At 70.8% G+C, this 23,540-nt stretch carries 23 protein-coding genes, 3 tRNA genes and 1 pseudogene; 15 read left to right on the forward strand and 12 right to left on the reverse strand.

Annotated elements, in window-relative coordinates; translation table 11 throughout:
* Positions 1 to 59: 59 nt before the first annotated feature.
* The 6 genes from LGI35_RS22590 (at position 60) to LGI35_RS22615 (ending at position 3,850) form a co-directional block, all read left to right on the forward strand.
* Positions 60 to 144, forward strand: a tRNA-Ser gene (locus LGI35_RS22590).
* A 211-nt stretch (positions 145 to 355) separates the two neighbouring features.
* On the forward strand, positions 356 to 532 hold the full coding sequence (locus LGI35_RS22595; RefSeq protein ID WP_116512180.1) for a hypothetical protein: 177 nt from the start codon (positions 356 to 358) through the stop codon (positions 530 to 532).
* 31 nt (positions 533 to 563) lie between these two features.
* Positions 564 to 857, forward strand: coding sequence for a Dabb family protein (locus tag LGI35_RS22600; RefSeq protein ID WP_116512179.1), 294 nt, complete (start codon positions 564 to 566; stop codon positions 855 to 857).
* Positions 858 to 1,033: 176 nt separating this feature from the next.
* Positions 1,034 to 1,849, forward strand: a complete 816-nt coding sequence (locus LGI35_RS22605; protein WP_116513552.1) for an RNA polymerase sigma factor SigF — start codon at positions 1,034 to 1,036, stop codon at positions 1,847 to 1,849.
* Positions 1,850 to 2,095: 246 nt separating this feature from the next.
* Positions 2,096 to 2,956: an RNA polymerase sigma factor SigF gene (locus tag LGI35_RS22610; RefSeq protein ID WP_227295863.1), complete on the forward strand. Its 861-nt coding sequence runs from the start codon at positions 2,096 to 2,098 to the stop codon at positions 2,954 to 2,956.
* A gap of 69 nt (positions 2,957 to 3,025) precedes the next feature.
* A complete protein-coding gene (locus tag LGI35_RS22615) occupies positions 3,026 to 3,850 on the forward strand; it encodes a hypothetical protein (protein WP_227295865.1) in 825 nt (274 codons plus the stop codon).
* Between the two features lie 78 nt (positions 3,851 to 3,928).
* Here the strand turns inward: LGI35_RS22615 and LGI35_RS22620 are convergent, their stop codons facing one another.
* The gene (locus LGI35_RS22620; RefSeq protein ID WP_116512176.1) at positions 3,929 to 4,138 is read right to left on the reverse strand and encodes a hypothetical protein; all 210 of its coding nucleotides are present in this window, start codon (positions 4,136 to 4,138) and stop codon (positions 3,929 to 3,931) included.
* 174 nt (positions 4,139 to 4,312) lie between these two features.
* Between LGI35_RS22620 and LGI35_RS22625 the strand changes: the two genes are divergently transcribed.
* From LGI35_RS22625 to LGI35_RS22645, 5 genes and pseudogenes are all read left to right on the forward strand, one after another.
* Positions 4,313 to 4,807, forward strand: a complete 495-nt coding sequence (locus LGI35_RS22625) for a MarR family winged helix-turn-helix transcriptional regulator (RefSeq protein ID WP_116512175.1) — start codon at positions 4,313 to 4,315, stop codon at positions 4,805 to 4,807.
* A 91-nt stretch (positions 4,808 to 4,898) separates the two neighbouring features.
* A complete protein-coding gene (locus LGI35_RS22630) occupies positions 4,899 to 7,355 on the forward strand; it encodes an MFS transporter (protein WP_481006573.1) in 2,457 nt (818 codons plus the stop codon).
* A 230-nt stretch (positions 7,356 to 7,585) separates the two neighbouring features.
* Positions 7,586 to 8,404, forward strand: coding sequence for a YceI family protein (locus tag LGI35_RS22635; RefSeq protein WP_227295870.1), 819 nt, complete (start codon positions 7,586 to 7,588; stop codon positions 8,402 to 8,404).
* Positions 8,405 to 8,451: 47 nt separating this feature from the next.
* The gene (locus tag LGI35_RS22640) at positions 8,452 to 8,922 is read left to right on the forward strand and encodes a PPOX class F420-dependent oxidoreductase (RefSeq protein WP_227295872.1); all 471 of its coding nucleotides are present in this window, start codon (positions 8,452 to 8,454) and stop codon (positions 8,920 to 8,922) included.
* Between the two features lie 75 nt (positions 8,923 to 8,997).
* Positions 8,998 to 9,105, forward strand: a pseudogene (locus LGI35_RS22645) (PPOX class F420-dependent oxidoreductase); the annotation flags it as partial.
* 239 nt (positions 9,106 to 9,344) lie between these two features.
* Here LGI35_RS22645 and LGI35_RS22655 read toward each other — a convergent pair.
* Together LGI35_RS22655 and LGI35_RS22660 are read right to left on the reverse strand one after the other, a co-directional pair.
* Positions 9,345 to 10,130 carry a TetR/AcrR family transcriptional regulator gene (locus tag LGI35_RS22655; RefSeq protein ID WP_227295874.1) on the reverse strand — a complete coding sequence of 262 codons (786 nt, stop codon included), beginning with the start codon at positions 10,128 to 10,130 and terminating at the stop codon, positions 9,345 to 9,347.
* Positions 10,131 to 10,217: 87 nt separating this feature from the next.
* Positions 10,218 to 11,726 (reverse strand): MFS transporter, encoded by a 1,509-nt coding sequence (locus LGI35_RS22660; protein ID WP_227295876.1) that lies wholly within the window; start codon positions 11,724 to 11,726, stop codon positions 10,218 to 10,220.
* 138 nt (positions 11,727 to 11,864) lie between these two features.
* Between LGI35_RS22660 and LGI35_RS22665 the strand changes: the two genes are divergently transcribed.
* Entirely contained in the window at positions 11,865 to 12,719 is an 855-nt protein-coding gene (locus LGI35_RS22665) for an endonuclease/exonuclease/phosphatase family protein (RefSeq protein ID WP_227295878.1), read from the forward strand.
* A 7-nt stretch (positions 12,720 to 12,726) separates the two neighbouring features.
* On the opposite strand, the gene LGI35_RS22670 is transcribed toward LGI35_RS22665, so the two are convergent.
* From LGI35_RS22670 to LGI35_RS22700, 7 genes are all read right to left on the reverse strand, one after another.
* Positions 12,727 to 14,955, reverse strand: a complete 2,229-nt coding sequence (locus LGI35_RS22670; RefSeq protein WP_227295880.1) for an ArnT family glycosyltransferase — start codon at positions 14,953 to 14,955, stop codon at positions 12,727 to 12,729.
* A complete protein-coding gene (locus tag LGI35_RS22675; RefSeq protein ID WP_227295888.1) occupies positions 14,952 to 16,289 on the reverse strand; it encodes a bifunctional glycosyltransferase family 2/GtrA family protein in 1,338 nt (445 codons plus the stop codon). Before LGI35_RS22675 ends, LGI35_RS22670 begins: the two co-directional genes overlap by 4 nt.
* Positions 16,290 to 16,315: 26 nt before the next feature.
* Positions 16,316 to 17,797, reverse strand: a complete 1,482-nt coding sequence (locus LGI35_RS22680) for a sensor histidine kinase (RefSeq protein WP_227295890.1) — start codon at positions 17,795 to 17,797, stop codon at positions 16,316 to 16,318.
* Positions 17,794 to 18,543: a response regulator transcription factor gene (locus LGI35_RS22685; protein WP_227295892.1), complete on the reverse strand. Its 750-nt coding sequence runs from the start codon at positions 18,541 to 18,543 to the stop codon at positions 17,794 to 17,796. Before LGI35_RS22685 ends, LGI35_RS22680 begins: the two co-directional genes overlap by 4 nt.
* Positions 18,544 to 18,644: 101 nt before the next feature.
* On the reverse strand, positions 18,645 to 19,604 hold the full coding sequence (locus LGI35_RS22690) for an amidohydrolase family protein (protein WP_423835712.1): 960 nt from the start codon (positions 19,602 to 19,604) through the stop codon (positions 18,645 to 18,647).
* Positions 19,588 to 19,911: an antibiotic biosynthesis monooxygenase family protein gene (locus LGI35_RS22695; RefSeq protein ID WP_323182823.1), complete on the reverse strand. Its 324-nt coding sequence runs from the start codon at positions 19,909 to 19,911 to the stop codon at positions 19,588 to 19,590. Before LGI35_RS22695 ends, LGI35_RS22690 begins: the two co-directional genes overlap by 17 nt.
* A gap of 202 nt (positions 19,912 to 20,113) precedes the next feature.
* Positions 20,114 to 21,076, reverse strand: coding sequence for a DUF2797 domain-containing protein (locus tag LGI35_RS22700; RefSeq protein WP_227295896.1), 963 nt, complete (start codon positions 21,074 to 21,076; stop codon positions 20,114 to 20,116).
* Positions 21,077 to 21,162: 86 nt separating this feature from the next.
* Here LGI35_RS22700 and LGI35_RS22705 point away from each other — a divergent pair, with 86 nt between their 5' ends.
* Together LGI35_RS22705 and LGI35_RS22710 are read left to right on the forward strand one after the other, a co-directional pair.
* Positions 21,163 to 21,333 (forward strand): hypothetical protein, encoded by a 171-nt coding sequence (locus tag LGI35_RS22705; RefSeq protein ID WP_227295898.1) that lies wholly within the window; start codon positions 21,163 to 21,165, stop codon positions 21,331 to 21,333.
* Between the two features lie 47 nt (positions 21,334 to 21,380).
* Positions 21,381 to 22,244 carry a GNAT family N-acetyltransferase gene (locus tag LGI35_RS22710; RefSeq protein ID WP_227295900.1) on the forward strand — a complete coding sequence of 288 codons (864 nt, stop codon included), beginning with the start codon at positions 21,381 to 21,383 and terminating at the stop codon, positions 22,242 to 22,244.
* 107 nt (positions 22,245 to 22,351) lie between these two features.
* Here the strand turns inward: LGI35_RS22710 and LGI35_RS22715 are convergent.
* Together LGI35_RS22715 and LGI35_RS22720 are read right to left on the reverse strand one after the other, a co-directional pair.
* Positions 22,352 to 22,424 (reverse strand) — tRNA-Arg (locus LGI35_RS22715).
* 186 nt (positions 22,425 to 22,610) lie between these two features.
* A tRNA-Ser gene (locus tag LGI35_RS22720) sits at positions 22,611 to 22,701 on the reverse strand.
* A 243-nt stretch (positions 22,702 to 22,944) separates the two neighbouring features.
* Here LGI35_RS22720 and LGI35_RS22725 point away from each other — a divergent pair.
* A complete protein-coding gene (locus LGI35_RS22725) occupies positions 22,945 to 23,391 on the forward strand; it encodes an SSI family serine proteinase inhibitor (protein ID WP_227300441.1) in 447 nt (148 codons plus the stop codon).
* Positions 23,392 to 23,540: the final 149 nt, after the last annotated feature.

The following is a 23,540-nucleotide window of genomic DNA, read 5'->3' on the forward strand; positions in this document are numbered from 1 at the left end:
GAGGGGTCTCCCGGATATGGATTTCAGACCACGGCCCAACTTGGGCTAGGATCTCTCTCGGTAGCGTGTCCGAGCGGCCGAAGGAGCTCGCCTCGAAAGCGAGTGTGGGGAAACTCACCGAGGGTTCAAATCCCTCCGCTACCGCTGACAACGCCCCTCTTCCCCGGGTCACCGGAGAAGAGGGGCGTTCTGCATGTCCGGCCATGTCCAGCCGCACGCAGACCGATCGGGCAAAACGCCCTGCCCGCCGGGCCGTTGGCGGGAAAAACCGGATAACCGGCTGAACAGACGTCCGGGATACACTCACGCCCGGCAACAGGGGTCACACGGGACACGGGCACGGGGAGGCCAGAGCGTGGTGCAGACGAAAAAAATAGGTCTCTTCGTCGTCGTCGTGTTCGTCCTCTACGTGATCATCACCGACCCGGCCAAGGCCGCGGACTACGTCCAGATAGGCTTCGAGGGCGTCTCTACCGCTGCTCAGAGCATCGGCGACTTCATGACCTGGGTCGTCAACGGCGGCGGGAACTGAGCGACCTCGTAAGCGTCTGCAAGGAGTGCCCGTGATCCGCCATCTGGTCCTCTTCAAGCTCAACGAGGGCGTCGAGCGCGACGAGCCTCGCGTCGTCGAGGGCGTCAAGGCCTTCCGCGCACTCGGCGGGCAGATCCCGGAGCTGACGTTCTGGGAGTGCGACTGGAACATCACCGACCGCCCCATCGCGTACGACTTCGCCATCAACTCGGCGGTCGAGGACACCGATGCGCTCAAGCGGTACATCGAGCACCCGGCGCACCAGGCGGGCGTCGCGCAGTGGCGCGAGTTCGCCACGTGGGTGATCGCGGACTACGAGTTCTGAGCGAATCGCACGGCAAAGCGGCCCTTCACCGGAACGGTGAAGGGCCTTTCTGTGTCTTATGGCCCAACTTGCCCTTCAACACGTACTTATGCGGTGCTTGCACACAGTGCACCTGTCTTGTGATGCTATGACCGCTTTTGACGGATGAGTTGACGGACGAGCTGACGGAGACAGAGGTGGCGTTGACCGTGCCGGCCAGTACAGCGCCTCAAGCACCGCCCGCGAAGAGCCGGGGAGCCGACACCCGTGCGCTCACCCAGGTCCTCTTCGCCCAGCTCAAGGACCTGCTGCCGGGGACTCCCGAGCACACCAGGGTGCGCGCCGCCCTCATCGAGGCCAACCTCCCGCTCGTGCGGTACGCGGCGGCCCGTTTCCGCAGCCGCAACGAGCCGATGGAGGACGTCGTCCAGGTCGGCACGATCGGGCTCATCAACGCGATCGACCGCTTCGACCCCGAGCGGGGCGTGCAGTTCCCGACGTTCGCGATGCCGACCGTCGTCGGCGAGATCAAGCGCTACTTCCGCGACAACGTGCGCACGGTCCACGTGCCGCGCCGGCTCCACGAGTTGTGGGTGCAGGTGACCGGCGCGACCGAGGACCTCACCACGGCGTTCGGCCGCACCCCCACCACCGCCGAGATCGCCGAGCGCCTGCGCATCGCCGAGGACGAGGTCCTGGCCTGCATCGAGGCCGGGCGCTCGTACCACGCGACCTCGCTGGAGGCGGCCCAGGAGGGCGACGGGATGCCTGGTCTGCTCGACCGGCTCGGCTACGAGGACCCGGAGCTCGACGGCGTCGAACACCGCGATCTCGTACGGCATCTGCTCGTTCAGCTGCCCGAGCGTGAGCAACGGATCCTGCTGCTGCGCTACTACAGCAATCTGACGCAGTCGCAGATCAGCGCGGAATTGGGCGTTTCCCAGATGCATGTGTCAAGACTGCTGGCCAGAAGCTTCGCGCGGCTCAGATCCGCAAACAGGATCGAAGCGTAACCGGAACGAGTGGAGTGCCTTTTCCGGCACTTCCCCGCCGAAATACGTCAGTTCCCCGCCACACCCCCCTTTTCCTGCACCGATTCACCCCATCCATGTCGACATGTCACTACAGCGTGTTGCCGACATGTGACATTCTGCTGGAACCGCGTTTGCCGCAGCCCCGCCTCCGGTATTCAGGTGGAGGCTGCGTTCCTTCCAGACGGGAGCGCCCGCCGCGTCCGTCCGCGACCTCAAGGGGGTGGCATGTCCGCAGACCAGGGCAGCTCGAAGGTGCTCACGCTCAGCAAGAGCGCATCCGCGCCCGACGTGCTTCACAGCTCGCCTGTATCCGGGGCTTCCGAAGCCATCGACACCCGCACCCTGTCCCGCTCCCTCTTCCTGCGGCTCGCCGCACTCGACGAGAACAGCCCCGAGCGTGCCTACGTGCGGGACACCCTCATCGAGCTGAACCTCCCGCTGGTCCGGTACGCGGCGGCGCGCTTCCGCAGCCGTAACGAACCGATGGAGGACATCGTCCAGGTCGGCACGATCGGCCTGATCAAGGCGATCGACCGGTTCGACTGCGAACGCGGCGTGGAATTCCCGACGTTCGCGATGCCGACCGTCGTCGGCGAGATCAAGCGCTTCTTCCGCGACACGTCCTGGTCGGTGCGGGTGCCGCGCCGGCTCCAGGAGCTGCGGCTCGCGCTGACCAAGGCGAGCGACGAGCTGGCCCAGAAGCTGGACCGCTCGCCGACCGTACCCGAGCTGGCCGCGGTGCTCGGCGTCTCCGAGGACGACGTGGTCGACGGACTCGCGGTGGGCAACGCCTACACCGCCTCCTCCCTCGACTCCCCGGCGCCCGAGGACGACGGCGGCGAGGGCTCCCTCGCGGACCGCCTCGGCTACGAGGACACGGCCCTGGAGGGCGTGGAGTACCGCGAGTCGCTCAAGCCGCTGCTCGCCAAGCTCCCGCCGCGCGAGCGCCGCATCATCATGCTGCGCTTCTTCGCGAACATGACGCAGTCGCAGATCGGCGAGGAGGTCGGCATCTCACAGATGCACGTGTCGCGCCTGCTCACGCGGACCCTGTCGCAGCTCAGGGAAGGCCTGATCGCCGACTGAGGCTTCGCGCGCGGCGCCGGTGCCGTTGACGGGGTTCCGAATTGACGGACCGTCAGACACACTGGCGCGATGCGACGAGGATCGATACGCGGCCGCCGAGGCGCCCTCACGGGCGCGACGGCGGCCGTGGTCTGCCTGGGCGGTCTCCTTGCGGCGTGCGGGAGTTCCGGCGGTGGGGACGGCTATGTGGCGGTCGGCGCGGCCGGTGCCACACCCGACCGGACACCGGGACGCACGGTGGCGCCGACCGGCGATGTGGAGCTGGTGCCGCTGGACGGGGCCGACTCGGATCCGCCGGGCCCGTCGGACTCCGGGACGACGGGGTCGGGCAGCGGCGAAGGTGGCGGTGGCGGCGACAAGTCCCCCGGTGGCGGCGGCGGTTCGGGGGATGCGGGCGCCAGACCTGGCGCAGGAGCGCGTACGGGCAGTGGCTCCGGGACACCCGACGCTTCAGGACCCGACGGGTCCGGGCAGCCGTCCACCGGCGCGGGCGGGTCCGGCGGCAGCGGCTCCAGCGGCGGCGGCTCCGGCGGCGGGGCGACGACCACGCCGTCCGCCCCCGGCACCGGCACCGGCACTCCGAGCGGGCCCGCCGCCTTGAAGGTCGGGGACCCGGAGCGCAAGGCCACGGACAAGCGGTGGTGCGAGGACGTGACCCTGAACATGGTCAACACCGGTGGTGCCGCGGTGCGTTCGGGCACGGTGACGTTCGGGACGCACATCATCGGCGCCCTCGGCATCGACTGGGCCACCGTCGAGTCCACCCAGGACCTCCCCGTGCCGATCGACGCGGGGAAGCGGAAGAAGAAGACCTGGACGGTGTGTGTCGACGCCTGGCGGGTGCCGCTCGGCATGCACGTGGAGACGCGGGACGTCTCCGTCACATGGAAGTGAACCGCTCTCCGGGAAAGGGAAGCGAGCGGCTCTCCGGTGCAAGGAAGTGGGCGGCTCTCCGCCGAGAGCCGCAGCGACCTACTTGAGGGCCAGCCAGGCCACGCCGGCCACGATGACGACGGCGAGCACGATGCCGATGATCAGACCCGCGCCGGGTCCCGACTTCGCCGGGGCGGCCTGCTGGCGCGACTGCGAGGCCGGTTCGTCGACGAAGGCGCGGAACATCTGGGTGCTCCCCGCGGGGTCGTAGTTGCCTTCGGGGGCCGGGCCCTGGGGGTTGTGTGCCATGGGGAAGGACCCTAGCGAATACGCGGGGACGACGCCACACCCATGCTGAGCTGCGACTTTACATGTGCAACCCCTCCCCTTTACTTGGTTTTTAGGCTCGTACACCCCTTTTCGTTTGCCTGCGGCAACCAACTGTCTCTATGGTTGCCCTAAGCAACGAACGTAGGAGGTGCCGTGGCCGAGCAGAGTCAGTACGAACAGCTCGCCCGACAGTTCAGTGCCTTCGGTGCCGTCAAACGAGACCTCGCGCGGTCCCTGCCGCACGACTGTCCGGCCGGTTCGGCCGCGGTCCTCATGCTTCTCGGCCAGTACGGCGAGATGCGGATGAGCCGCCTGGCGGAACTGCTCGCCGTAGACATGTCCGTGACCAGCCGCCACGTGGCGCACGTCGCCGAACGCGGCTGGATCGACCGGTCGCCCGACCCCGCGGACAAGCGCTCCCGCATCCTCAGCCTCACCGAACAGGGCGTGAAGCAGATCGAACTGCTCTCCGAGCGGTCGACCGAACTGCTCGCCTACCGGTTGAGCGACTGGTCCGACGACGAGGTCGGGCAGCTGATCGCGATGATGAGCCGGCTCCGCGACAGCTTCGGCGACTGCCGATACACGCCGCGACTCGCGCAGGCACTTCCGGATGCCACCGAAGAGACCACCCGTACACCCGCTTAAGTAAAGGAACCCCATGGCAACAACCACACCGGCAGGTGTGCGGGGCAGCCACGCCAAGCATGGAGGCGCAGCCCCCGGCAGCGGTTCTCCGATGACACACAAGCAGATCATGGAGGCGCTGTCCGGGCTGCTGCTCGGCATGTTCGTCGCGATCCTGTCGTCGACGATCGTCACCAACGCGCTTCCCGAGATCGTCGGCGACCTGGGCGGCGGCCAGTCCGCCTACACCTGGGTCGTCACCGCCTCGCTGCTCGCGATGACCGCGACGACGCCCCTGTGGGGCAAGCTCGCCGACATCTTCAGCAAGAAGGCGCTCGTCCAGATAGCCCTGATCGTCTACGTGGGCGGCTCGGTCGTGGCCGGCCTCTCGCAGAGCCCGACCATGCTGATCGCCTGCCGCGTGGTGCAGGGCATCGGCGTCGGCGGCCTGTCCGCCCTCGCGCAGATCGTCATGGCCGCGATGATCTCCCCGCGTGAGCGGGGCCGTTACTCCGGCTACCTCGGTGCGACCTTCGCCGTCGCCACCGTCGGCGGCCCGCTGCTCGGCGGTGTCATCACCGACACCTCGTGGCTCGGCTGGCGCTGGTGCTTCTACGTCGGTGTGCCGTTCGCGATCATCGCGCTCATCGTTCTGCAGAAGACGCTGAAGCTCCCCGTGGTCAAGCGGGACAACGTGAAGGTCGACTGGGCCGGTGCCTTCTTCATCACCGCCGCGGTCTGCACCCTGCTCCTGTGGGTGACCTTCGCCGACGACAAGTACGACTGGCTCTCCTGGCAGACCGGCGCGATGGTGGGCGGCGCCGTCGTCCTCGCGCTGATCTTCATCTTCGTGGAGACCAAGGCCGCGGAGCCGATCATCCCGCTGCGGCTCTTCCGCAACCGCACCATCACGCTCGCCTCGATCGCCTCGCTCTTCGTGGGTGTCGCGATGTTCACGGGCACCGTGTTCTTCTCGCAGTACTTCCAGCTGGCGCGCGGCAAGTCGCCGACGATGTCCGGTGTCATGACGATCCCGATGATCGGCGGCCTGTTCATCTCGTCGACCGTCGCGGGCCAGATCATCACCAAGACCGGCAAGTGGAAGGCGTGGCTGGTCTCCGGCGGCGTGCTCATCACGGCGGGCCTCGGACTGCTCGGCACGATCCGCTACGACACCCCGTACTGGCGCGTCGCGATCTTCATGGCGCTCATGGGTCTCGGCATCGGCATGATGATGCAGAACCTCGTGCTCTGCACCCAGAACCAGGTCGCTCCGGAGGACATCGGTTCGGCCAGCTCCACGGTCACCTTCTTCCGCTCCCTCGGTGGTGCGATGGGTGTCTCGGCGCTCGGTTCGATCATGGCCACGCGCATCACGCACTACGTCAAGGACGGCCTCGCCGACCTCGGCCCCAAGGGCGCTGCCCTGGGCCACGGCGGCACCGGCGGCGGCGCCATCCCGGACCTGGACAAGCTCCCCGCGCCGCTGCGCACGATCATGGAGAGCTCGTACGGGCACGGCATCGCGGACGTGTTCCTGATCGCCGCTCCGATCGCGCTCCTCGCGCTCATCGCCACACTGTTCATCAAGGAGATCCCGCTGCGTACGTCGAACTCCCAGGCTGTTCCGGCCGCCGAGGCCGAGGCCGACGTGCCCGCGGTCGCGGGTGCCGGCGCTCCCCAGGCGGAGGAGCTGGTTCCGGCCATGGCGGCCGCGGTCTCCGAGCCCTCCTCGGACGGCGCGACCCAGCGTCTCCAGGCGGTCGCCACGACGGCGGGCAGCGTCCCGGCGACGGCGTCCACCGGTGGCGGCACCCCGGTCCGCGGCTTCGTCCGCGGCTCCGAGAGCGCCCCGGTCCCGCGGGCAGCGGTCACGCTGATCTCGCTCGGCGGGCGCCAGCTGGGCCGCGCGGTCTCCCAGGGCGACGGCGCCTACGGCCTCGACGCCCCCGGCGCGGGTTCGTACGTCCTGATCGCCTCGGCCGACGGCTACCAGCCGCAGGCCTCCACGGTCGTCGTCGGCGAGGAGCCGGTCGCGTACGACATCCTGCTCAGCGGCACCAGCGGCCTGAGCGGCGTCGTGAAGTCCGTGGACAGCAAGCTGCCGGTTCCCGGCGCCATGGTCATCGTGACCGACGTCCGCGGTGACGTCCTCGCCACCGGACTATCCGGCGAGCAGGGCGAGTTCACCTTCGCCGAGCTGGTCCCGGGTGCGGTCACCGTGGCGGTCACCGCGGCAGGACACCGTCCGTTCGCGCTGCCCGTCGAGGTCGGCGGCACCGGGGTCACCCGGGTCGAGATCGAGCTGCACTCCGGTGCGCAGGTCGCCGGTGTGGTGCGTGCCGCGGGCGGTCCGCTGAACGACGCGCGGGTCACGCTCGTCGACGCGGCGGGCAACGTGGTCGCCACGGCGACGACCGGTCACGACGGCGCGTACGCCTTCACCGACCTGGACAGCGGCGAGTACACGGTCATCGCGACCGGCTACCCGCCGGTGGCCACCGGTCTGACGGTCAACGGCGGCGGCGCCGAGGGCCACGACATCACGCTCGCCCACCCCGGCGAGTGACGACCCCGGGCAGGGACGCGCTTCGAGCGGAGACGCCCCCTGCCCGGTAGTGGGAAAAGGACCCCGGAACCGGTGGCGGCACTACGGCAGGGGACGGCCGGCCGCCACCGGACCGGGGTCCGGCCCGTTTACGGGCCATCGACCAAGGGGCCCCAGCATCGATCGAGGGCCCCAGCGGCGGGCGACCACGCCCGCGAGAGCGGCGCCGGTATTCGGCGCAAGGGAGAAGCATGGGACTGAGCGCGCGGATCCGTACCAAGGACGGATGGGCTCTGCCGCACGCCGTCGTGACGGTGACCGACATGACGGGTGCGCAGGTGCTGCGGGCCGAGGCCGACGACGAGGGGGCCGTGCACGACGCGGTGACCCTGACCGCGGGCCCGTACGTGGTGATCGTGACGGCGGTCGGTTACGCGCCGACGGCGTCCACGGCGATGGTGACGGCGAGCGGCCGTGCCGACGTCGGCACGGTGGTCCTCGCCCGGCAGGGCGGCGCCGAACTGCCGCCGCCCGGACCGTGGACGATCGACCCGGTGCACTCCTCGGTGGGCGCGGTCGCGCAGCACCTCGGCATCTCGAGCGTGCGCGGCCGGTTCACGGAGTTCGGCGGCCGGATCGAGATCGCCCAGGACGTGGAGAAGTCTCGGGTGGAGGCGGTCATCAAGGCGTCCTCCATCGACACGGGCAACGGCATGCGGGACGGGCACCTGAAGACGCCCGACTTCCTGGACGTCGAGACGTTTCCGGAGATCACGTTCCGCTCGACCGGCCTGGAGCCGGCCGGGTCCGACCGCTGGACGGTGCACGGCGAGCTGACGATGCACGGCGTCGTACGGCCCGTGGACCTGGACCTCAGCTACCTCGGCACGGGCGCGGACCCGTGGGGCGGCACCCGGGCGGCGTTCCGGGCGACGACCGAGCTGAAGCGCGAGGACTTCGCGATGAACTACAACCAGGTCGTCCAGGCGGGCATCTCCGCGATCGGCACGACGCTGAAGGTGGAGCTCGACATCCAGGCCGTGCAGGGGGACGCGCTGCCGCAGGTGTGAGCGGGGGTCCGAGCGCGGGCGCCGTCGGCCGTCGTAGGGTGCTGCACATGGCACCCAGCATCGCGACCAACACCCGTGTCTCCCTGGACGAGTTGCTCGACTTCGTCCGCCCGCGCCACCGCGCGCTCCTGCTGACCGCCCGCGCCGACGGAACCCCGCAGGCCTCCCCCCTGACCTGCGGGGTCGACGACTCCGGGCGGATCGTCGTCTCCACCTATCCCGAACGCGCCAAGACCCGTAACGCCAAGCGGAATCCGCGGGTGAGCGTGGTCGTCCTGAGCGACGACTGGAACGGCCCGTGGGTGCAGATCGACGGCACCGCGGAGGTCATCGACTCACCCGAGTCGGTCGAGCCGCTGGTCGAGTACTTCCGCAACATCTCGGGCGAACACCCGGACTGGGACGAGTACCGCGCGGCGATGCTCAAGCAGGGGAAGTCCATCATCCGGATCACGCCCGAACGGTGGGGACCCGTGGCGACCGGCGGATTCCCCGCGGCTCTCGCCCCGAGCGAGTAACAGCCGGCGGACGGAGTCCGACGCAGCGCCCCGAAGCCTGCGAAGCAGCGCGAGGGGCGCAAAAAAAAGGGGGCCCGCGCGGCGATGCTCAAGCAGGGGAAGTCCATCATCCGGATCACGCCCGAACGGTGGGGACCCGTGGCGACCGGCGGATTCCCCGCGGCTCTCGCCCCGAGCGAGTAACGGCCGGCGGACGGAGTCCGACGCAGCGCCCCGAAGCCTGCGAAGCAGCGCGAGGGGCGCAAAAAAAGGGGGGCCCGCGCGGCGATGCTCAAGCAGGGGAAGTCCATCATCCGGATCACGCCCGAACGGTGGGGACCCGTGGCGACCGGCGGATTCCCCGCGGCTCTCGCCCCGAGCGAGTAACGGCCGGCGGCGGATTCCCGGCGCACCTGGCCTGAGTGCCCGGCCTGGCGCACGCTCTAGCGCGGGGGCTGCTGCTGGGCCGTGACCATCGTGTCGATGCCGGCCACCAGCAGGTCGAGCGCCACCTGGAAGTCGGCCTCGCGGATGTCCTCCACCTTGTGGCCCTCGGTGCCCGCCATCAGCGCCCGCGCGTTCTCGTAGTCCTCGGCCATCTCCGGGGCCAGTTCGCCGAAGGCGCCCATCGCGTGGTGGTAGTACTCGTCCTGGGTCATCCCGGCGTCCGCGCAGCGCTGTACGAAGTGGCCCTCGATGGTCCCGTACCCGTACACGAACTGGAAGACGGCGGCGATCGCGCCCCGCTGGCCCTGCAGGTCGAGGCCGGTGTCCTCGATGATGCGCTGCACCTGGCGCGAGAACGCCAGTGAGTGGGGGCCGATGTTGAGGAAGTGGCCCGTGAGCGGGGAGGTCCAGGGGTGGCGCACCAGGCTCGCGCGGTACACCCCGGCGAGCTGCCTCAGCGGGGCGCGCCAGTCGCCGCCCGGTGCCGCGGGCTCGGGCAGCTCCATCTCGCCGAAGACGCGGTCGAGGGCCAGTTCCAGGAGGTCGTCCTTGGTGTCGACGTACCAGTAGACGGACATCGCGGTCACGCCGAGCTCGGCCGCGAGGCGCCGCATCGAGAACTTGGCGAGGCCCTCGGCGTCGAGGAGCCTCACGGTGGCCGCGGTGATCCGCTCCCGGTCGAGCGTGCTGGGCGCCTCGCTCCTGCGGGTACGCGGCGTCTTGCCCTCCAGCCAGACGCTCGTCCGCGCCGGACGCCCCGCACGGTCGGCTGCCTTCGCCATGGCGCACCTTCCCAAAGTCCTCGTACCGGCCCGGTTCCGGCAGCGGACCGGAACGACCCGGTCCGCCACCACCGATGCTAAGTGCAGCTACGCCGCGGCCTTCACCGCTGAGCCTGCCCGCTCCGCCCTCCTGAGCAACGCCGCGGCGAGGAGGCCGCCCACGAGCACGGCGACCGCGCCGACCAGCTGGCTGGTCTCCAGGCCCGAGGAGAACGCGTCGGCGATCCGCTCCCGCTCCGCCCCCGACTTCGCCGCGGCGAGCGCCGCCGGGAGCGAGGCCGCGGAGACGGATACGAGCGCGGCGAACCGGGAGTTCAGCACGGCGCCGAGGACGGCCACACCGAGACCGTTGCCGAACTCGGCGAGCGTGCCGTTGACTCCGGCGCCGACGCCCGCCTTCTCCGGCGGGATCGCGCTCATGATGGCGTTCGCCATGGCGGGCATGGCGACGGAGATGCCCGCGCCCATCACGACGAGGCCGAGCAGCATCCCCCCGTACGAGTCCCCGCCGAGCAGGGCGATCGCGGCGAGGCCGGCCGCGAGGCACGACATGCCGGTGGCGATGGTCGCGGGGGTGCCGAGCTTCGGCAGGATGCGCGCGCCGACGCCGGTGAGGTTGAGGACCACGACCGTCAGGGCCATGGGCGCCGTACGCAGACCGGCCTCCAGGGCACCGTAGCCGAGCACGAACTGGAGGTGCTGGGTGAGCAGGAAGAGCGAGCCGCCCATGCCGAAGGCGACCAGGATCGCGCCGGCGACGGCCCCGGTGAACTGCTGGTTGCGGAAGAAGTGCATGTCCAGCATCGGGTACGGGATCCGCAGCTCCCAGACGACGAACGCGGCCAGGACCACGAGGCCGACCAGCGCGGAGAAGCCGACGTGCGCGGACGTCCAGCCGTGCTGCGGGCCCGAGATGATCGCGTAGACCACGCCCGTCATACCGACCGTGGACAGGAGCGCGCCGACCAGGTCGGGCCGGTCGCCGAGCGGGTTCTTGGACTCGGGGACGAGCGCGAGGACCGCGATCAGGCCGATCACCGCGACCGGGATGTTGATCAGGAAGATCGCGCCCCACCAGAAGTGGTCGAGCATGACGCCGCCGATGAGCGGGCCCGCGGCGAAGCCGAGGGAGTTCACGGTGGCCCACAGGCCGATCGCCCGGACGCGCTCCGCGTCGTCGAAGATCTGCACGACGACGGCGAGCGTGGTGGTCATCAGGAGCGCGCCGCCGACCCCCATGCCGGCGCGCGCGGCGATCAACTGTCCGGTGGACTGGGCGAGTCCGGCGACCAGCGATCCGGCGCCGAACAGGACGAGCCCGGCCGCGAGCATCTTCTTGCGCCCGTAGCGGTCGGCCGAGCTGCCCGCGGTGAGCAGGAGACCCGACTGGACCAGCGAGTACGCGTTGATCATCCACTGGATGTCGGAGGTCGAGGCGTCCAGCTCCCGGGTGAGGGAGGGGATCGCCACGTTCAGAACGGTGTTGTCGAGCAGCACGGTGAGCTGGGCGAGGCAGATGACACCGAGGATCAGCCAGCGCTGCGGGTGGCCGCCGCCGGTGGCGGCCGTTGAGTTCTCGGCGGTCGTCGCCGTCATGTCCAGATTCCCCTATACGGTGTACGTCGAGTGGCGTCGTACACCGTATAGCCGTCTGCGTGCGGCGGCCAAGTCACTTTTCGGCGCCGGACACCCGCTAGCGTTCTCCCGCCTGAAACCTGACGAGTGAGGGGTCGGATGTCCAAGCACCGCCGCACACCGCAAGTTCTGCTCGCCGCCGGACTGTTGGGGGGACTCGCCGTCGCGCCGCAAGCGCGGGCCGCCGGGGGGCCACCGCCCGTCCCGCTGCGCATCGCCACGTACAACATCCACGCCGGTTCCGGCATGGACAACGTCTTCGATCTCGACCGCCAGGAGGCGGCGCTGCGCGCCCTGCACGCCGACGTCATCGGGCTCCAGGAGGTCGACGTCCACTGGGACGCGCGCAGCCAGAACCGGGATCTGGCCCAGGAACTGGCCGACCGGCTCGGGATGCATGTGTCGTTCGCGCCGATCTACAGCCTCGACCCGGTCGAGGACGGGGGGCCGCGCCGCGAGTACGGGGTCGCGATCCTGTCCCGGTATCCGGTCCGGGGCGCCGTCAACCACGAGATCACCCGCCTGTCGACGCAGGACCCGAACCCGGTCCCGGCGCCCGCCCCCGGCTTCGGGGAGGTCGAGCTGAAGGTGCGTGGGGTGCCGGTCCAGGTCTTCGTGACGCACCTCGACTACCGGCCCGACCCGTCGGTACGGGCCGCGCAGGTCGCCGACACCCGCAGGATCATGGCCGGGGAACGTACGTCACCCAAGGACCGCCAGATCCTGCTCGGCGACTTCAACGCGGAGCCGGGCGCCCCCGAACTCGCCCCGCTGTGGAAGGAGCTGACACCGGCCGACCCGGGGGCGTACACCTTCCCGGCGGCGGATCCGGTCAAGCGGATCGACTACGTCGCGGTGGGCGAGGGCGTCCGGGTACGCGACGCGGCGGTGGCCGAGACTCTCGCCTCGGACCACCGCCCGGTTGTCGCCGATCTGTCGCTGAACAGGAGTTAGGGCAGACCTAGGACTTCGGCTGCGTCAGGTCGTAGAAGGTCGCGCTGCCCACGGTGACCTTCGTGTAGTTCTTCTCGACCCAGGACTGGATCTTGGAGGCGGAGCCGCTGCCGCCGCCCATCCCGCCCATGCCGCCACCGAGGAAGTAGTGGATCTTCCCGTCCTCGACGTAGCTCTTGAACTGGGCGAGCGTCGGGGACGGGTCGCTCCCGTTGAAGCCGCCGATCGCCATGACGGGCTTGCCGGTGGAGAGCTGGTAGCTCGCCGCGTTCTGCGAGCCGATGGCCGCGGCGGCCCAGGTGTAGTCGTCCGCGTTCTTCTCCACGAGGGCCTTGGCCTTGGCGCTGACCTGGGCGCCGTTGAGGAGCCCGCCCATTCCGCCGCCGCCCGCGCCACCGCGTTCACCCATGCCTGCGCCGCCGGGCATCGTGCCGGTGCCGCCCTGCTGCTTGCCGTTGCCTGTGCCCTGGTTCTGGCCCTGGCCATTGCCCTGGCCGGGCATGCCGCCGGTCGGAGGCAGGCCCGTGCCGCCCCCCTGCTGGCCCTGCCCGCCCTGGCCGGGCGGCTGGCCCTGCTGACCCTGGCCGTTCTGCCGGCCCTGCTGGCCCTGGCCGGGCGGCTGCATTCCGCCGCGCATCCCGCCTTCGCCGCCGGGGCCACCGGGGAAGCCGCCCCGGCCGCCCATCGTGCTCGCCCCCGCAGGACCGGCCGTCACGATCGACCCGCTGTGCCCGGTGCCGAGCGTGCTGATGGTGTACGCGGTCGGCCCGGCCAGCGCGGCCACGAGGCCCACCCCGGCGGCACCGAGCGCCAGTTGACGGTTCAGCCGGCCCGCGACGGCGAGACCGAGGCCCGCCGCGACGCCGCCGACGAGGATCACCCAGCGCAGCCACGGCACATAGTCGGGCGTCCGGTTCAGCAGGACGTACGACCACACCGCCGTCACCGCCACCGTGACGCCGAGCGCGGCGGACGCCGTGAACCTGGCCCGCTCCTCCCACAGCACGCTCGCGCCCATGCCGACGAGCGCGGCGGCGTAGGGGGCGAGGGCCACCGTGTAGTACTGGTGGAAGATCCCGGCCATGAAGCTGAAGACGACCATGGTCATCACCAGCGAGCCGCCCCACGCGAGGAACGCGGCGCGTGCCGTGTCGGTGCGCCGCGCCTTCCAGGTGACGACGACACCGGCGACGAGCAGCACCAGCGCGGCCGGCAGGAGCCAGGAGATCTGGCTGCCGATCTCGGAGTTGAACATCCGGTCGATGCCGGTCTCGCCCCACTGGCTGCCGCCGCCCATGCCACCGCCGCCGCCGACGCTGCCGGTCTCCTCTCCGTTGATCCGGCCGAGCCCGTTGTAGCCGAAGGTCAGCTCGAGGAACGAGTTGTTCTGGGAGCCGCCGATGTACGGGCGCGAGGACGCGGGCCACAGCTCCACGACCGCGACCCACCAGCCGCCCGCGACGACCATCGCGAGCCCGGAGAGCAGCAGCTGTCCGATCCGCTTGAGCGGCCTGCCCGGCGCGAACACCGCGTACAGGACGGCCAGCGGCGGCAGGATCAGGAACGCCTGGAGGGTCTTCGCGAGGAACGCGAGGCCGACGGCGACGCCCGCCCACACCAGCCACTTCGTCCGGCCGTTCTCCATGCCGCGCAGGACGCAGTAGACCGTGACGGTCATCAGGAGCGCCAGCAGGGCGTCCGGGTTGTTGAAGCGGAACATCAGGGCGGCGACGGGCGTGAGCGCGAACGCCGCCACGGTGAGCAGCCCGGCCGCCGCGCTGAACCGGCGCCGCACGGCCGCGTACAGGACGCCCGCCGTCGCCACGCCCATCAGGACCTGCGGGACGAGGATCGCCCAGGAGCTGAGGCCGAAGATCCGCACCGAGAGCGCCATCGGCCACAGCGACGCCGGGGGCTTGTCGACGGTGATGGCGTTGGCCGAGTCGAGCGACCCGAAGAACATCGCCTTCCAGCTCTGGCTCCCGGCCTGCACGGCCGCGGAGTAGAAGGAGTTGGCGTAACCGGAGGCGCTCAGGTTCCACAGGTAGGCGAGCGCCACGACGAGCAGCAGGCCGAGGAACGCGGGGCGCGCCCAGCGCGGGTCCTCGGACCGGCCGCGCCAGACCCGGGTGAGCGGGGGCTGCTTCGGGCGGCCGTGGCCCTGGCCCTGAACGGCCGGTGCGGCCGGGGGCGGTGGCAGCGCGGGTGCGTCGGCGGGGAGGTGGGGCAGGGTCATCGTCCGGTCCTCAGTTCGTGGTCGTACGTAGGTCGGGAGGCGTCCGGCGCACCGGGCACGGGCAGCGACGCGGGGGCGGGCGGCTCGGGGAACACCCAGGCCCGGAAGAGCAGGAAGCGCAGCACCGTCGCCGCGAGGTTGGCGGCGACGAGCACCGCGAGTTCCGTGGAGTGCGCCGGGTCCGCGGAGGCGGCGCCGAGCGCGGCGAGCGAGCCGCTGGTCAGGGCGAGCCCGATCGCGAACACGACGAGGCCCTGCGCCTGGTGGCGGACGGCCCGGTCGCGGCCGCGGACGCCGAAGGTGAGGCGCCGGTTGGCGGCCGTGTTGGCGACGGCCGACACGAGCAGGGCCAGCGCGTTGGCGACCTGCGACCCCGTGAACGTACGGAATCCGGAGTAGAGCAGCAGATAGACGAGGGTCGACAGGGCGCCGACGACGCAGAAGCCGACCAGCTGGCGGGCCAGTCCCCGGGGTACGCCCGGGACCTGGCGGTCGCGCGGGTCGTCGCCGAAGGGGCGGGCGAGCCGGTCGAGGGGGAGCGCGCCGACCGCGAGCGCCCGGCCCACGCGCCACACACCCTTGAGGTCGTCGGTGGCCGTCTGCACGATGTGCACCGTCGAGTCCGGGTCGTCGACCCAGTCGACCGGCACCTCGTGGATACGCAGCCCGGCCCGCTCGGCGAGGACGAGCATCTCGGTGTCGAAGAACCAGCCGCTGTCCTCGACGAGCGGCAGCAGGACCCGCGCCACATCGCGCCGGATCGCCTTGAAGCCGCACTGGGCGTCGGAGAAGCGCGCCTGGAGAGAGCCGCGCAGGATCAGGTTGTAGGCGCGGGAGATGAACTCGCGCTTCGGCCCGCGCACGACACGTGAACTGCGCGCGAGGCGCGAGCCGATCGCCAGGTCCGAGTGGCCCGAGATGAGCGGGGCGACCAGCGGGAGCAGCGCGTTGAGGTCGGTGGACAGGTCGACGTCCATGTAGGCGAGGACGGGCGCGTCGGACGCGGACCAGACGGTGCGCAGGGCCCGCCCGCGGCCCTTCTGCTCCAGGCGGGCGTTTCGCACCTCGGGGAGCGCGGCCGCCAGGGCGGCGGCGACGTCCGGGGTCGCGTCGGTGGACGCGTTGTCCGCGATCGTGATGCGGAAGCGGTAGGGGAAGGTCCCGACGAGGTGCCGGTGCAGCCTGCGCACGCAGGGACCGAGGTCCCGCTCCTCGTTGAAGACCGGGATCACTACGTCCAGAACCGGTGCATCGCCCACGCCGGCCGGGAGGTGCTCCCGTGCCGGCAGCACCCCCAAGGAGGGGTCGGTGCCCGGAGAAGAGTCGGTTCGCATGACACCGACATTCGCCAACTGCCCTGTCAGGCCGGTGTGGTGAGACTGTGGCCTGCCTGTGAGTGCCTGACAGGTTCGCCACACGCCGGCAGATGGACGGTGAACACGGTCCGGCCGGGCACGCTGTCGACGGTCACCGCGCCGCCGTGCGCCGCCGCGACGGCCTGCACGATGGCGAGGCCGAGACCGGTCGAGCCGTGGGCCCGGGAGCGGGAGGTGTCGCCGCGGGCGAACCGCTCGAAGACGTGCGGGAGCAGCTCGGGCGGTATGCCGGGGCCGTTGTCCTGGACGTCCATGCAGACCCACGGCCCGTGCCGGTGCACGCGCGCGGTCACGGTGGTGCCCGGCGGCGTGTGCGTACGGGCGTTGGCCAGGAGGTTCACGAGCACCTGGTGGATGCGCGGCCCGTCGGCGAGCACGAGAGCGGGGTCGTCCGGCAGTTCGAGCCGCCACGCGTGGTCCTGGCCGGCCACGCGGGCATCGCTCAGCGCGTCCACGACCAGCGGCGACAGGTCGGTCGCCTCGTACGACAGGGGGCGGCCGGAGTCGAGCCGCGCGAGCAGCAGCAGGTCCTCGACGAGCCCGGTCATGCGGTGGGCCTCGGACTCGATACGGCCGAGCGCGTGCCGGGTGTCGGGCCCGGTCTCCTCACGGCCGCGCCGGGTGAGCTCGGCGTATCCGCGGATCGAGGCGAGGGGGGTACGCAGCTCATGGCTGGCGTCCGCGACGAACTGGCGCACGCGTGTCTCGCTCTGCTGGCGGGCCTCCAGCGCTCCGTTCACATGGTCGAGCATGCGGTTGAGGGCGGCGCCGACCTGGCCGACCTCGGTGCGCGGGTCGGCCTCGGTGTCGGGGACCCGTTCGTGGAGGGCCACTTCGCCGCTGTGCAAGGGGAGTTCGGAGACCCGGGTCGCGGTGGACGCGACGCGGCGCAGGGGCCGCAGGGCCACGCCGACCATGGCGGCGCCGGCGAGCGACGCGGCGACGAGACCGGCCGCGGTGACGCTGACCTCGACGACGACGAGGGTGCTGAGCGTGTCCTGCACCTCGGTCTCGGGCAGGCCGACCATGGTGTTCCCGCCCGGCTTCGAGGAGATCCGGTAGTCGCCGAGCCCGGGCACGCCGACGCTGTGCGTCTCCCCGTCCTGCGGCACGTTCTCCAGCGCGGTGATCTGCGCGTCCGTCAGCGGGACGATCGGCTTGTCCCGGTCGGCGACACTCTTCGCGGCCTCGGTGACGCTTCCGTCGGACCCGACGAGGGCGCCGATGGTGCCCGGCCTGCTCGGACCGCCGAGAAAGCTCAGGTTCTGCGCCTGTCGCTCCGGACCGGGACCGCCCGTGGACTGGACGACGGCGCCGCGCACCTGCTTGTCGAGCTGGTCGTACAGATAGGTGTGCAGCGCGATCGTGGTCACCGTTCCGATGACCGCGCACACCAGGGCGATCAGCGCGACAGCCGTGATGACCAGCCGTTTGCGCAGGCTGCGCGGCTGCCGCCGCCCGCTCATGACGCGACGGGCACAGCGGGCTTGATGAGGTATCCGGCGCCGCGCCGCGTGTGGATCATCGGCTCGCGCCCGGCGTCGATCTTGCGGCGCAGGTACGAGATGTACAGCTCCACGACGTTGGCCTGGCCGCCGAAGTCGTAACTCCAGACGCGGTCCAGTATCTGCGCCTTGCTCAGGACCCGGCGCGGGTTGCGCATCAGGTAGCGCAGCAGCTCGAACTCGGTGGCGGTCAGATGGATGCCGTCCCCGCCTCGCGACACCTCGTGACTGTCCTCGTCGAGCGTCAGGTCACCCACGACGAGCACGGACTCGCTGCGCCGGTCGGTCGCTCCCGAGCGGCGGATGAGCCCGCGCAGCCGGGCGACGACCTCCTCCAGGCTGAACGGCTTGGTCACATAGTCGTCGCCACCGGCCGTGAGCCCGGCGATCCGGTCCTCGACGGCGTCCTTCGCGGTCAGGAACAGCACCGGGACGTCCTGGTGCTCGCGCCGCAGCCGGCCGAGCACGGACAGGCCGTCCATGTCGGGCAGCATCATGTCGAGCACGATGGCGTCGGGCCGGAACTCGCGCGCGGTCTGCACCGCGCCCATCCCGTCCGCCGCGCTGCGGATCTGCCAGCCCTCGTAGCGCAGGGCCATGGAGAGCAGCTCGGTGATCGACTGTTCGTCGTCCACGACGAGGACCCGGACGGGGCTCCCGTCCGGCCTCAGCAGTTCGGTACGCCCCTGGGGCGAGGTCGCGGTCATGTTCCACACCTTGCGCGCCCGCTCTGAGAACCGGCTTTCGGCAACCTGTGAATTCCCTGAGAAACGCACAGCAGGCTCTCAGGGGGGCGTCAGCCCGAGAGTCAGCCCAAGGGATCGAGGTCGAACAGCCGTGCCCCGTTCCCGTGGCAGACGGCCCGCAGCCACTCCTCCCCGAGACCGAGCCGCTCCAGCTCCTCCAGCTGGTGGACGTAGGGGTACGGAATGTTCGGGAAGTCGGTGCCGAGCAGGATCCGGTCGCCGAGATCGGCGAGCCGGGCCAGCTCGCCGCGGGGGAACGGGGCAAAACGTTCACTGAAATCGGTGAACGCCATCGTCGTGTCGAGGCGCACCTCCTCGTACCGCTCGGCCAGGTCGAGGAAGTCCGTGTACTCGGGCATCCCCATGTGGGCCACGATCACCGGGAGCCGCGGATGCCGGGCGAGCAGCCGGGCGACCGGCTCGGGCCCGGTGTGCTTGCCGGGGGCCGGCCCCGAGCCGCAGTGCATGACCACGGGGATACGGGCCTCGGCGAGCATCCCCCACACGGGGTCGAGCAGTTCGTCGTTCGGGTCGTACGCCCCGACCTGCACATGCGCCTTGAAGACGCGCGTGCCCGCCTCGACGGCCTCGCGCACGTACCGGTCGACGCCCGGCTCGGGGAAGAACGTCGACGTGTGCAGACAGCCGGGGGTCCGGCGCGCGAAGTCGACGGCCCACCCGTTGAGCCACTCGGCCATGCCCGCCTTGTGCGGATAGAGCATGGACGTGAAGGCACGCACCTCGAACTCCCGCAGCCGCGCGAGCCGTTGCTCCTCTTCCTCCCGGTACGCGATGGGCCACGCCATCCCGGTCAGCGGCCCCGCCGCGTCGAAGTACTCCCACACCTTCTTCAGGACCCGCTCGGGCATGAAGTGCGTGTGCACGTCGACGATCCCGGCGAGGCCGTGCCGCTCCCTGAACCGGGCGACCCGCTCCGCCTCGCCACCGCCCGCCGCGCCGCTCTCCGCGTAACCCTCCACGCCGTTCGTCGCGCCGCTCTCCGCGTTACTCTCCGCGCTCAAATCCGTGACTCCGTTCGACCTTGGCGACATGGAGCGAGTAGCTCTCGTACCACTCGGCGCGGCCGCGCCGCTGCGCTGCCCGGTGCTCCCCGTTCGCGGCCCACTCCTTGAGCCCTTCCTCGTGCCGGAAGTAGGCGACGGTGATCCTCAGCCCGCTCTCCGAGGCCGCGAAATCCTCCCCCAGGAACCCGGGTATCTCCCTGACCAGCTCCGACATCCGCTCGGCGGTCGCCCCGTATCCGTTGTCCCCCGGCGTGCGCACTGAGGTGAACACGGCGGCGTAGTAAGGCGGTTCGACGACGGGCACGGGCCGGACGGTACGGGCGGGACCGGCGCTGCTCTCCGGCCCGACAGGCGCTACTCCGTGATCACTCATGTCCTCACGATGCGGCCCGGCGACGGACGGTGTCCACCCCCATTGCCCTACGGGAAGCGAGACTTGACCATCCGGTCGAAGAAGCCTGCCGCCCCTCCCCGCCCGGCTGGAGAAACGGGACGGCCGATGCCGCTCAGAACAGCCCACCCTGCAGCGCGGACGCCTCTTTCACCGGTTTCACCGGCACGGAGGACACCACGTCCGCCGCCGCTCCGTCCGCCACCCCCCACGCCTCGAGCTGCCAACCGCCGAGCAGCCGGGTGTCGACCACGAGCCGCCGCCCGCCCCGCTCCACGAGATGCAGATCCGGCCCCGCGGCGGCGACCAGCGTCCCCACGACCACCCCGCCCTCGACCAGCTCGCTCACGACGACCCCCACGCCCCCGAGCCGCCCCACCTCTGCCGCGCCCGCTGTCGCGCCCTCGGTCACGCTCCCTGTTCCCCCCTCGATCCCGAAGACCTCCGCGTGATCGACCACCTCGCACGGAAGCCGCTCCAGCGACTCGGGCCACCCTGCGAGCGCGACGGCAGTGGCATGCGCCGTCGCCAACTCCGCGGCCCGCTCGCCGGCCGGGGGCAGCGCCGCCCGTACGGCCCGCTTCTGCGCGTACGGAATCCGGTCCGGAACCCCGAGCGCGCTGCGCAGCAGCTCCTCCGCCCGCCGCGCCGCCATGAGCGGCCCGCGCCCCAACCACGTGAACGCGACGGCCCCTTGTTCGAGCAGCCGGGCGGAACCGCGCCCCACCCCGGTGATCCCCACCTTCACCATCCCGCTCCCGAACCAGGCGAGATACACGTGGTACGGCCTCGGGTCGTCCGCCATCGTGTCCGCGGCGACGGAGTGCGCCCGGTCGATCCCGGCGCACTCGGCACACTGTGCGCGCGTCCCCCGCCCGGCCAGCACCGCACCCGCCGGACACGGCGTGCGCCGCCCGCCCCGCCACACCCCGAGACATCTGCGCGCGCCCACGGCCCGGAAAGCCAGCACGTCCCCGAAGGCGAGGGGACTCTCGCGCTCCCCCTTCCTCTCCCCGTACCACCCCAGCGCGGGCCCGCCCCCGACCCGCCACCGCACCCCGGTGCACCACCACGTCATGCTCAGGACGCTACTCCCGGGCTCTGACATCGCCGGGGGCTGCGGTACGTTCCCGCTGTTCGGGGACGTGATCAGAGGTGGCGACCGTGGCAGCGCCGGGCTTCTTCTTCGTCGCTCCGCCATGTCTCGCGATCGCCTCCTTCACGGGCTTCACCGCCTGCCGGGCCCAGCGCCGGAGAGTCTTCAAGGCTCTGGCCGCCGTACCGCTGACCGCCGGCCTGACCTGCGCACTCGTACCGATCGGGATCATCGTCTGATTCATGACGCGCTAGCCGGAGCGGGAGCACATCGGAAACCATGAAGCATGCGACCGGATGACTGGCACCTCACCGAAGACGTCGACGACTTTCTGGCCCGAGCCGGAGACTTCCTGCGCTCACGCCCCGCCCTGCACACCACACCGCTGACGACGACCGAGAAACTGCGCACGCTCGGCGCGGAGGCGTACAGGGCCGATGCCCCCGTCTTCGGCTCCCTGGAGCGAGCGGGCGAGGTCCGCGCCATCTTCTACCGCCGCACCCGGCACGGCCCCCTGAGCCTCACCCCCGTCACCCCCGAGGACGCCGAATCCCTCGCCGCCCGCCTGGCCGGCCTCGGCCTCGTCCTGCCCGTCGTGAGCGCGGCCCACGACACCGCCACCGCCTTCGCCGATGCCTGGCAGCGGCACACGGGCGCGACGCCCACCCTCAGCACGCGGATCCGTCTGTACCGTCTCGGCACGCTCACCGCACCGGAGCCGGTCCCGGCGGGCCGGGGCCGACGCGTGGGCGAACAGGACCGCGAGCAACTCTTCCGCTGGCACCGCGAGTTCGCCGCCGACGTCGGGGAGGACGTCACCATCGACGCCGCCACCTGGGCCGACACCCGCTTCGGCGACAAGCGCTACACGTTCTGGGAGACCCCGGACGGCACCCCTGTCTCCATGGCGGGCATGACCGCGCTGGTCGGCGGCATGATCCGGGTGGACCCCGTCTACACCCCGGCCCACCTCCGCGGTCGCGGCTACGCGGGCGCGGTGACGGTCGAGGTGAGCCGAGCCGCCCTGGCCGCAGGCGCCAAGGAGGTCGCGCTCTACGCCGACCCGGCCAACTCCACCAGCAACGCCCTTTACCAACGAATCGGCTACGTCCCACTCACCGAATGGGCCGTGTACGACTTCGCCCACTGACGGCGGCACGGCCCGATCCGACGCTGTCCTTGTCCGCCGGATTGCCAGAGCCCGTCATGACATGACGCAAGAGGCCCCCGGATCTCTCCGGGGGCCTCTCATCTGTGTGCACTCGGCAGGATTCGAACCTGCAACCTTCTGATCCGTAGTCAGATGCTCTATCCGTTAAGCTACGAGTGCTTGTTCTGTTTTTGTCTCGGTCCCGGCCCCTTCGGCCCGTTCCCGGCGACAGGAAGAACATTACATGACTGCCGCCGTCATGTGAAATCCGATTGCCGCACCCCTTGTGAGCTGGGCAAACACCGTCTTGCGGGTCCGAAACGCCGAAGCCCCGGTCCGTCAGGACCGGGGCTTCGGATCTTGGAGCGGAGGCGGAGGGATTTGAACCCTCGATGGGCTTTAAGGCCCAAACCGCATTAGCAGTGCGGCGCCATAGACCGGACTAGGCGACGCCTCCAGCACGACCCCCCGCGCGAGCGCGAGTGGTGCGTCCAGATGATGACACAGCAGCGCGCCGTGTCACCAATCGGCCCCCACGGTACTAGGCGTCCAGGCCAGAGACAAAGCACTTCCGTTCGTCCTCGTGTTCCCGGGCCCACCGCAACATCGCGGGCCGCCCGGCGTTAGACGCGGTGGAGCCGCTCGGGACGGTGCGGTTCCTCGTCTTCTCTTCTCACTCATTCGTGGAGCCCACCTCATGTTGCTGCGCCGTATCGCCCTCACCGCCGCATCCGCCGCCGCGCTCTGCGCGGTCCCCGCCACCGCCCACGCCGACCCGGGACCGCTCGGCCTCCCCCAGTTGTTCGCCAAGCCCGCCACCCAGGACCGGCTACAGGTGTCCGTCACCGACACGGGTGACGGAAGGGACGGGACGTACGAGCTGGAGTGCGGGCCCTCGGGCGGTACGCATCCGGAACCCGCGAACGCGTGCGCGCGGCTCGACGAGCTGTCGGCGAACGGCCGCGACCCGTTCGCGCCGCTCTCGCCGGACACCCAGTGCACGATGCAGTACGGAGGTCCCGCGACGGCCCGCGTCACCGGAACGTGGCACGGGCGGCCCGTCGACGCGACCTACAAGAGGACCAACGGCTGTGAGATCTCGCGGTGGCAGGGGCTCGTTCCCGTGCTGCCCGCGACCGGTCCGTGAACGAGGGCGGGCCATTGTGTGGGGAACGTGCCAAGGCGCGGCGCGGCTCCGGACACCCTGTGACCAGGCATATGCCCGCGCATGCGGCGCCGTCACGGGGCCGGGTGGCGTCACGCCCCCACGCATCTTCATTCCACGGGCACATCTTC

This window comes from Streptomyces longhuiensis (genome assembly GCF_020616555.1).
Classification (GTDB): Bacteria; Actinomycetota; Actinomycetes; order Streptomycetales; family Streptomycetaceae; genus Streptomyces; species Streptomyces longhuiensis.

Coding starts and splice junctions, on each gene's coding strand:
- LGI35_RS22675 (WP_227295888.1), bottom strand. CDS start 16,289: ATGCGAACCGACTCTTCTCCGGGCACCGACCCCTCCTTGGGGGTGCTG.
- LGI35_RS22660 (WP_227295876.1), bottom strand. CDS start 11,726: ATGACGGCGACGACCGCCGAGAACTCAACGGCCGCCACCGGCGGCGGC.
- LGI35_RS22655 (WP_227295874.1), bottom strand. CDS start 10,130: ATGGCGAAGGCAGCCGACCGTGCGGGGCGTCCGGCGCGGACGAGCGTC.
- LGI35_RS22665 (WP_227295878.1), top strand. CDS start 11,865: ATGTCCAAGCACCGCCGCACACCGCAAGTTCTGCTCGCCGCCGGACTG.
- LGI35_RS22670 (WP_227295880.1), bottom strand. CDS start 14,955: ATGACCCTGCCCCACCTCCCCGCCGACGCACCCGCGCTGCCACCGCCC.
- LGI35_RS22630 (WP_481006573.1), top strand. CDS start 4,899: ATGACACACAAGCAGATCATGGAGGCGCTGTCCGGGCTGCTGCTCGGC.
- LGI35_RS22610 (WP_227295863.1), top strand. CDS start 2,096: ATGTCCGCAGACCAGGGCAGCTCGAAGGTGCTCACGCTCAGCAAGAGC.
- LGI35_RS22700 (WP_227295896.1), bottom strand. CDS start 21,076: ATGACGTGGTGGTGCACCGGGGTGCGGTGGCGGGTCGGGGGCGGGCCC.
- LGI35_RS22640 (WP_227295872.1), top strand. CDS start 8,452: ATGGCACCCAGCATCGCGACCAACACCCGTGTCTCCCTGGACGAGTTG.
- LGI35_RS22615 (WP_227295865.1), top strand. CDS start 3,026: ATGCGACGAGGATCGATACGCGGCCGCCGAGGCGCCCTCACGGGCGCG.
- LGI35_RS22680 (WP_227295890.1), bottom strand. CDS start 17,797: ATGAGCGGGCGGCGGCAGCCGCGCAGCCTGCGCAAACGGCTGGTCATC.
- LGI35_RS22710 (WP_227295900.1), top strand. CDS start 21,381: ATGCGACCGGATGACTGGCACCTCACCGAAGACGTCGACGACTTTCTG.
- LGI35_RS22620 (WP_116512176.1), bottom strand. CDS start 4,138: ATGGCACACAACCCCCAGGGCCCGGCCCCCGAAGGCAACTACGACCCC.
- LGI35_RS22685 (WP_227295892.1), bottom strand. CDS start 18,543: ATGACCGCGACCTCGCCCCAGGGGCGTACCGAACTGCTGAGGCCGGAC.
- LGI35_RS22635 (WP_227295870.1), top strand. CDS start 7,586: ATGGGACTGAGCGCGCGGATCCGTACCAAGGACGGATGGGCTCTGCCG.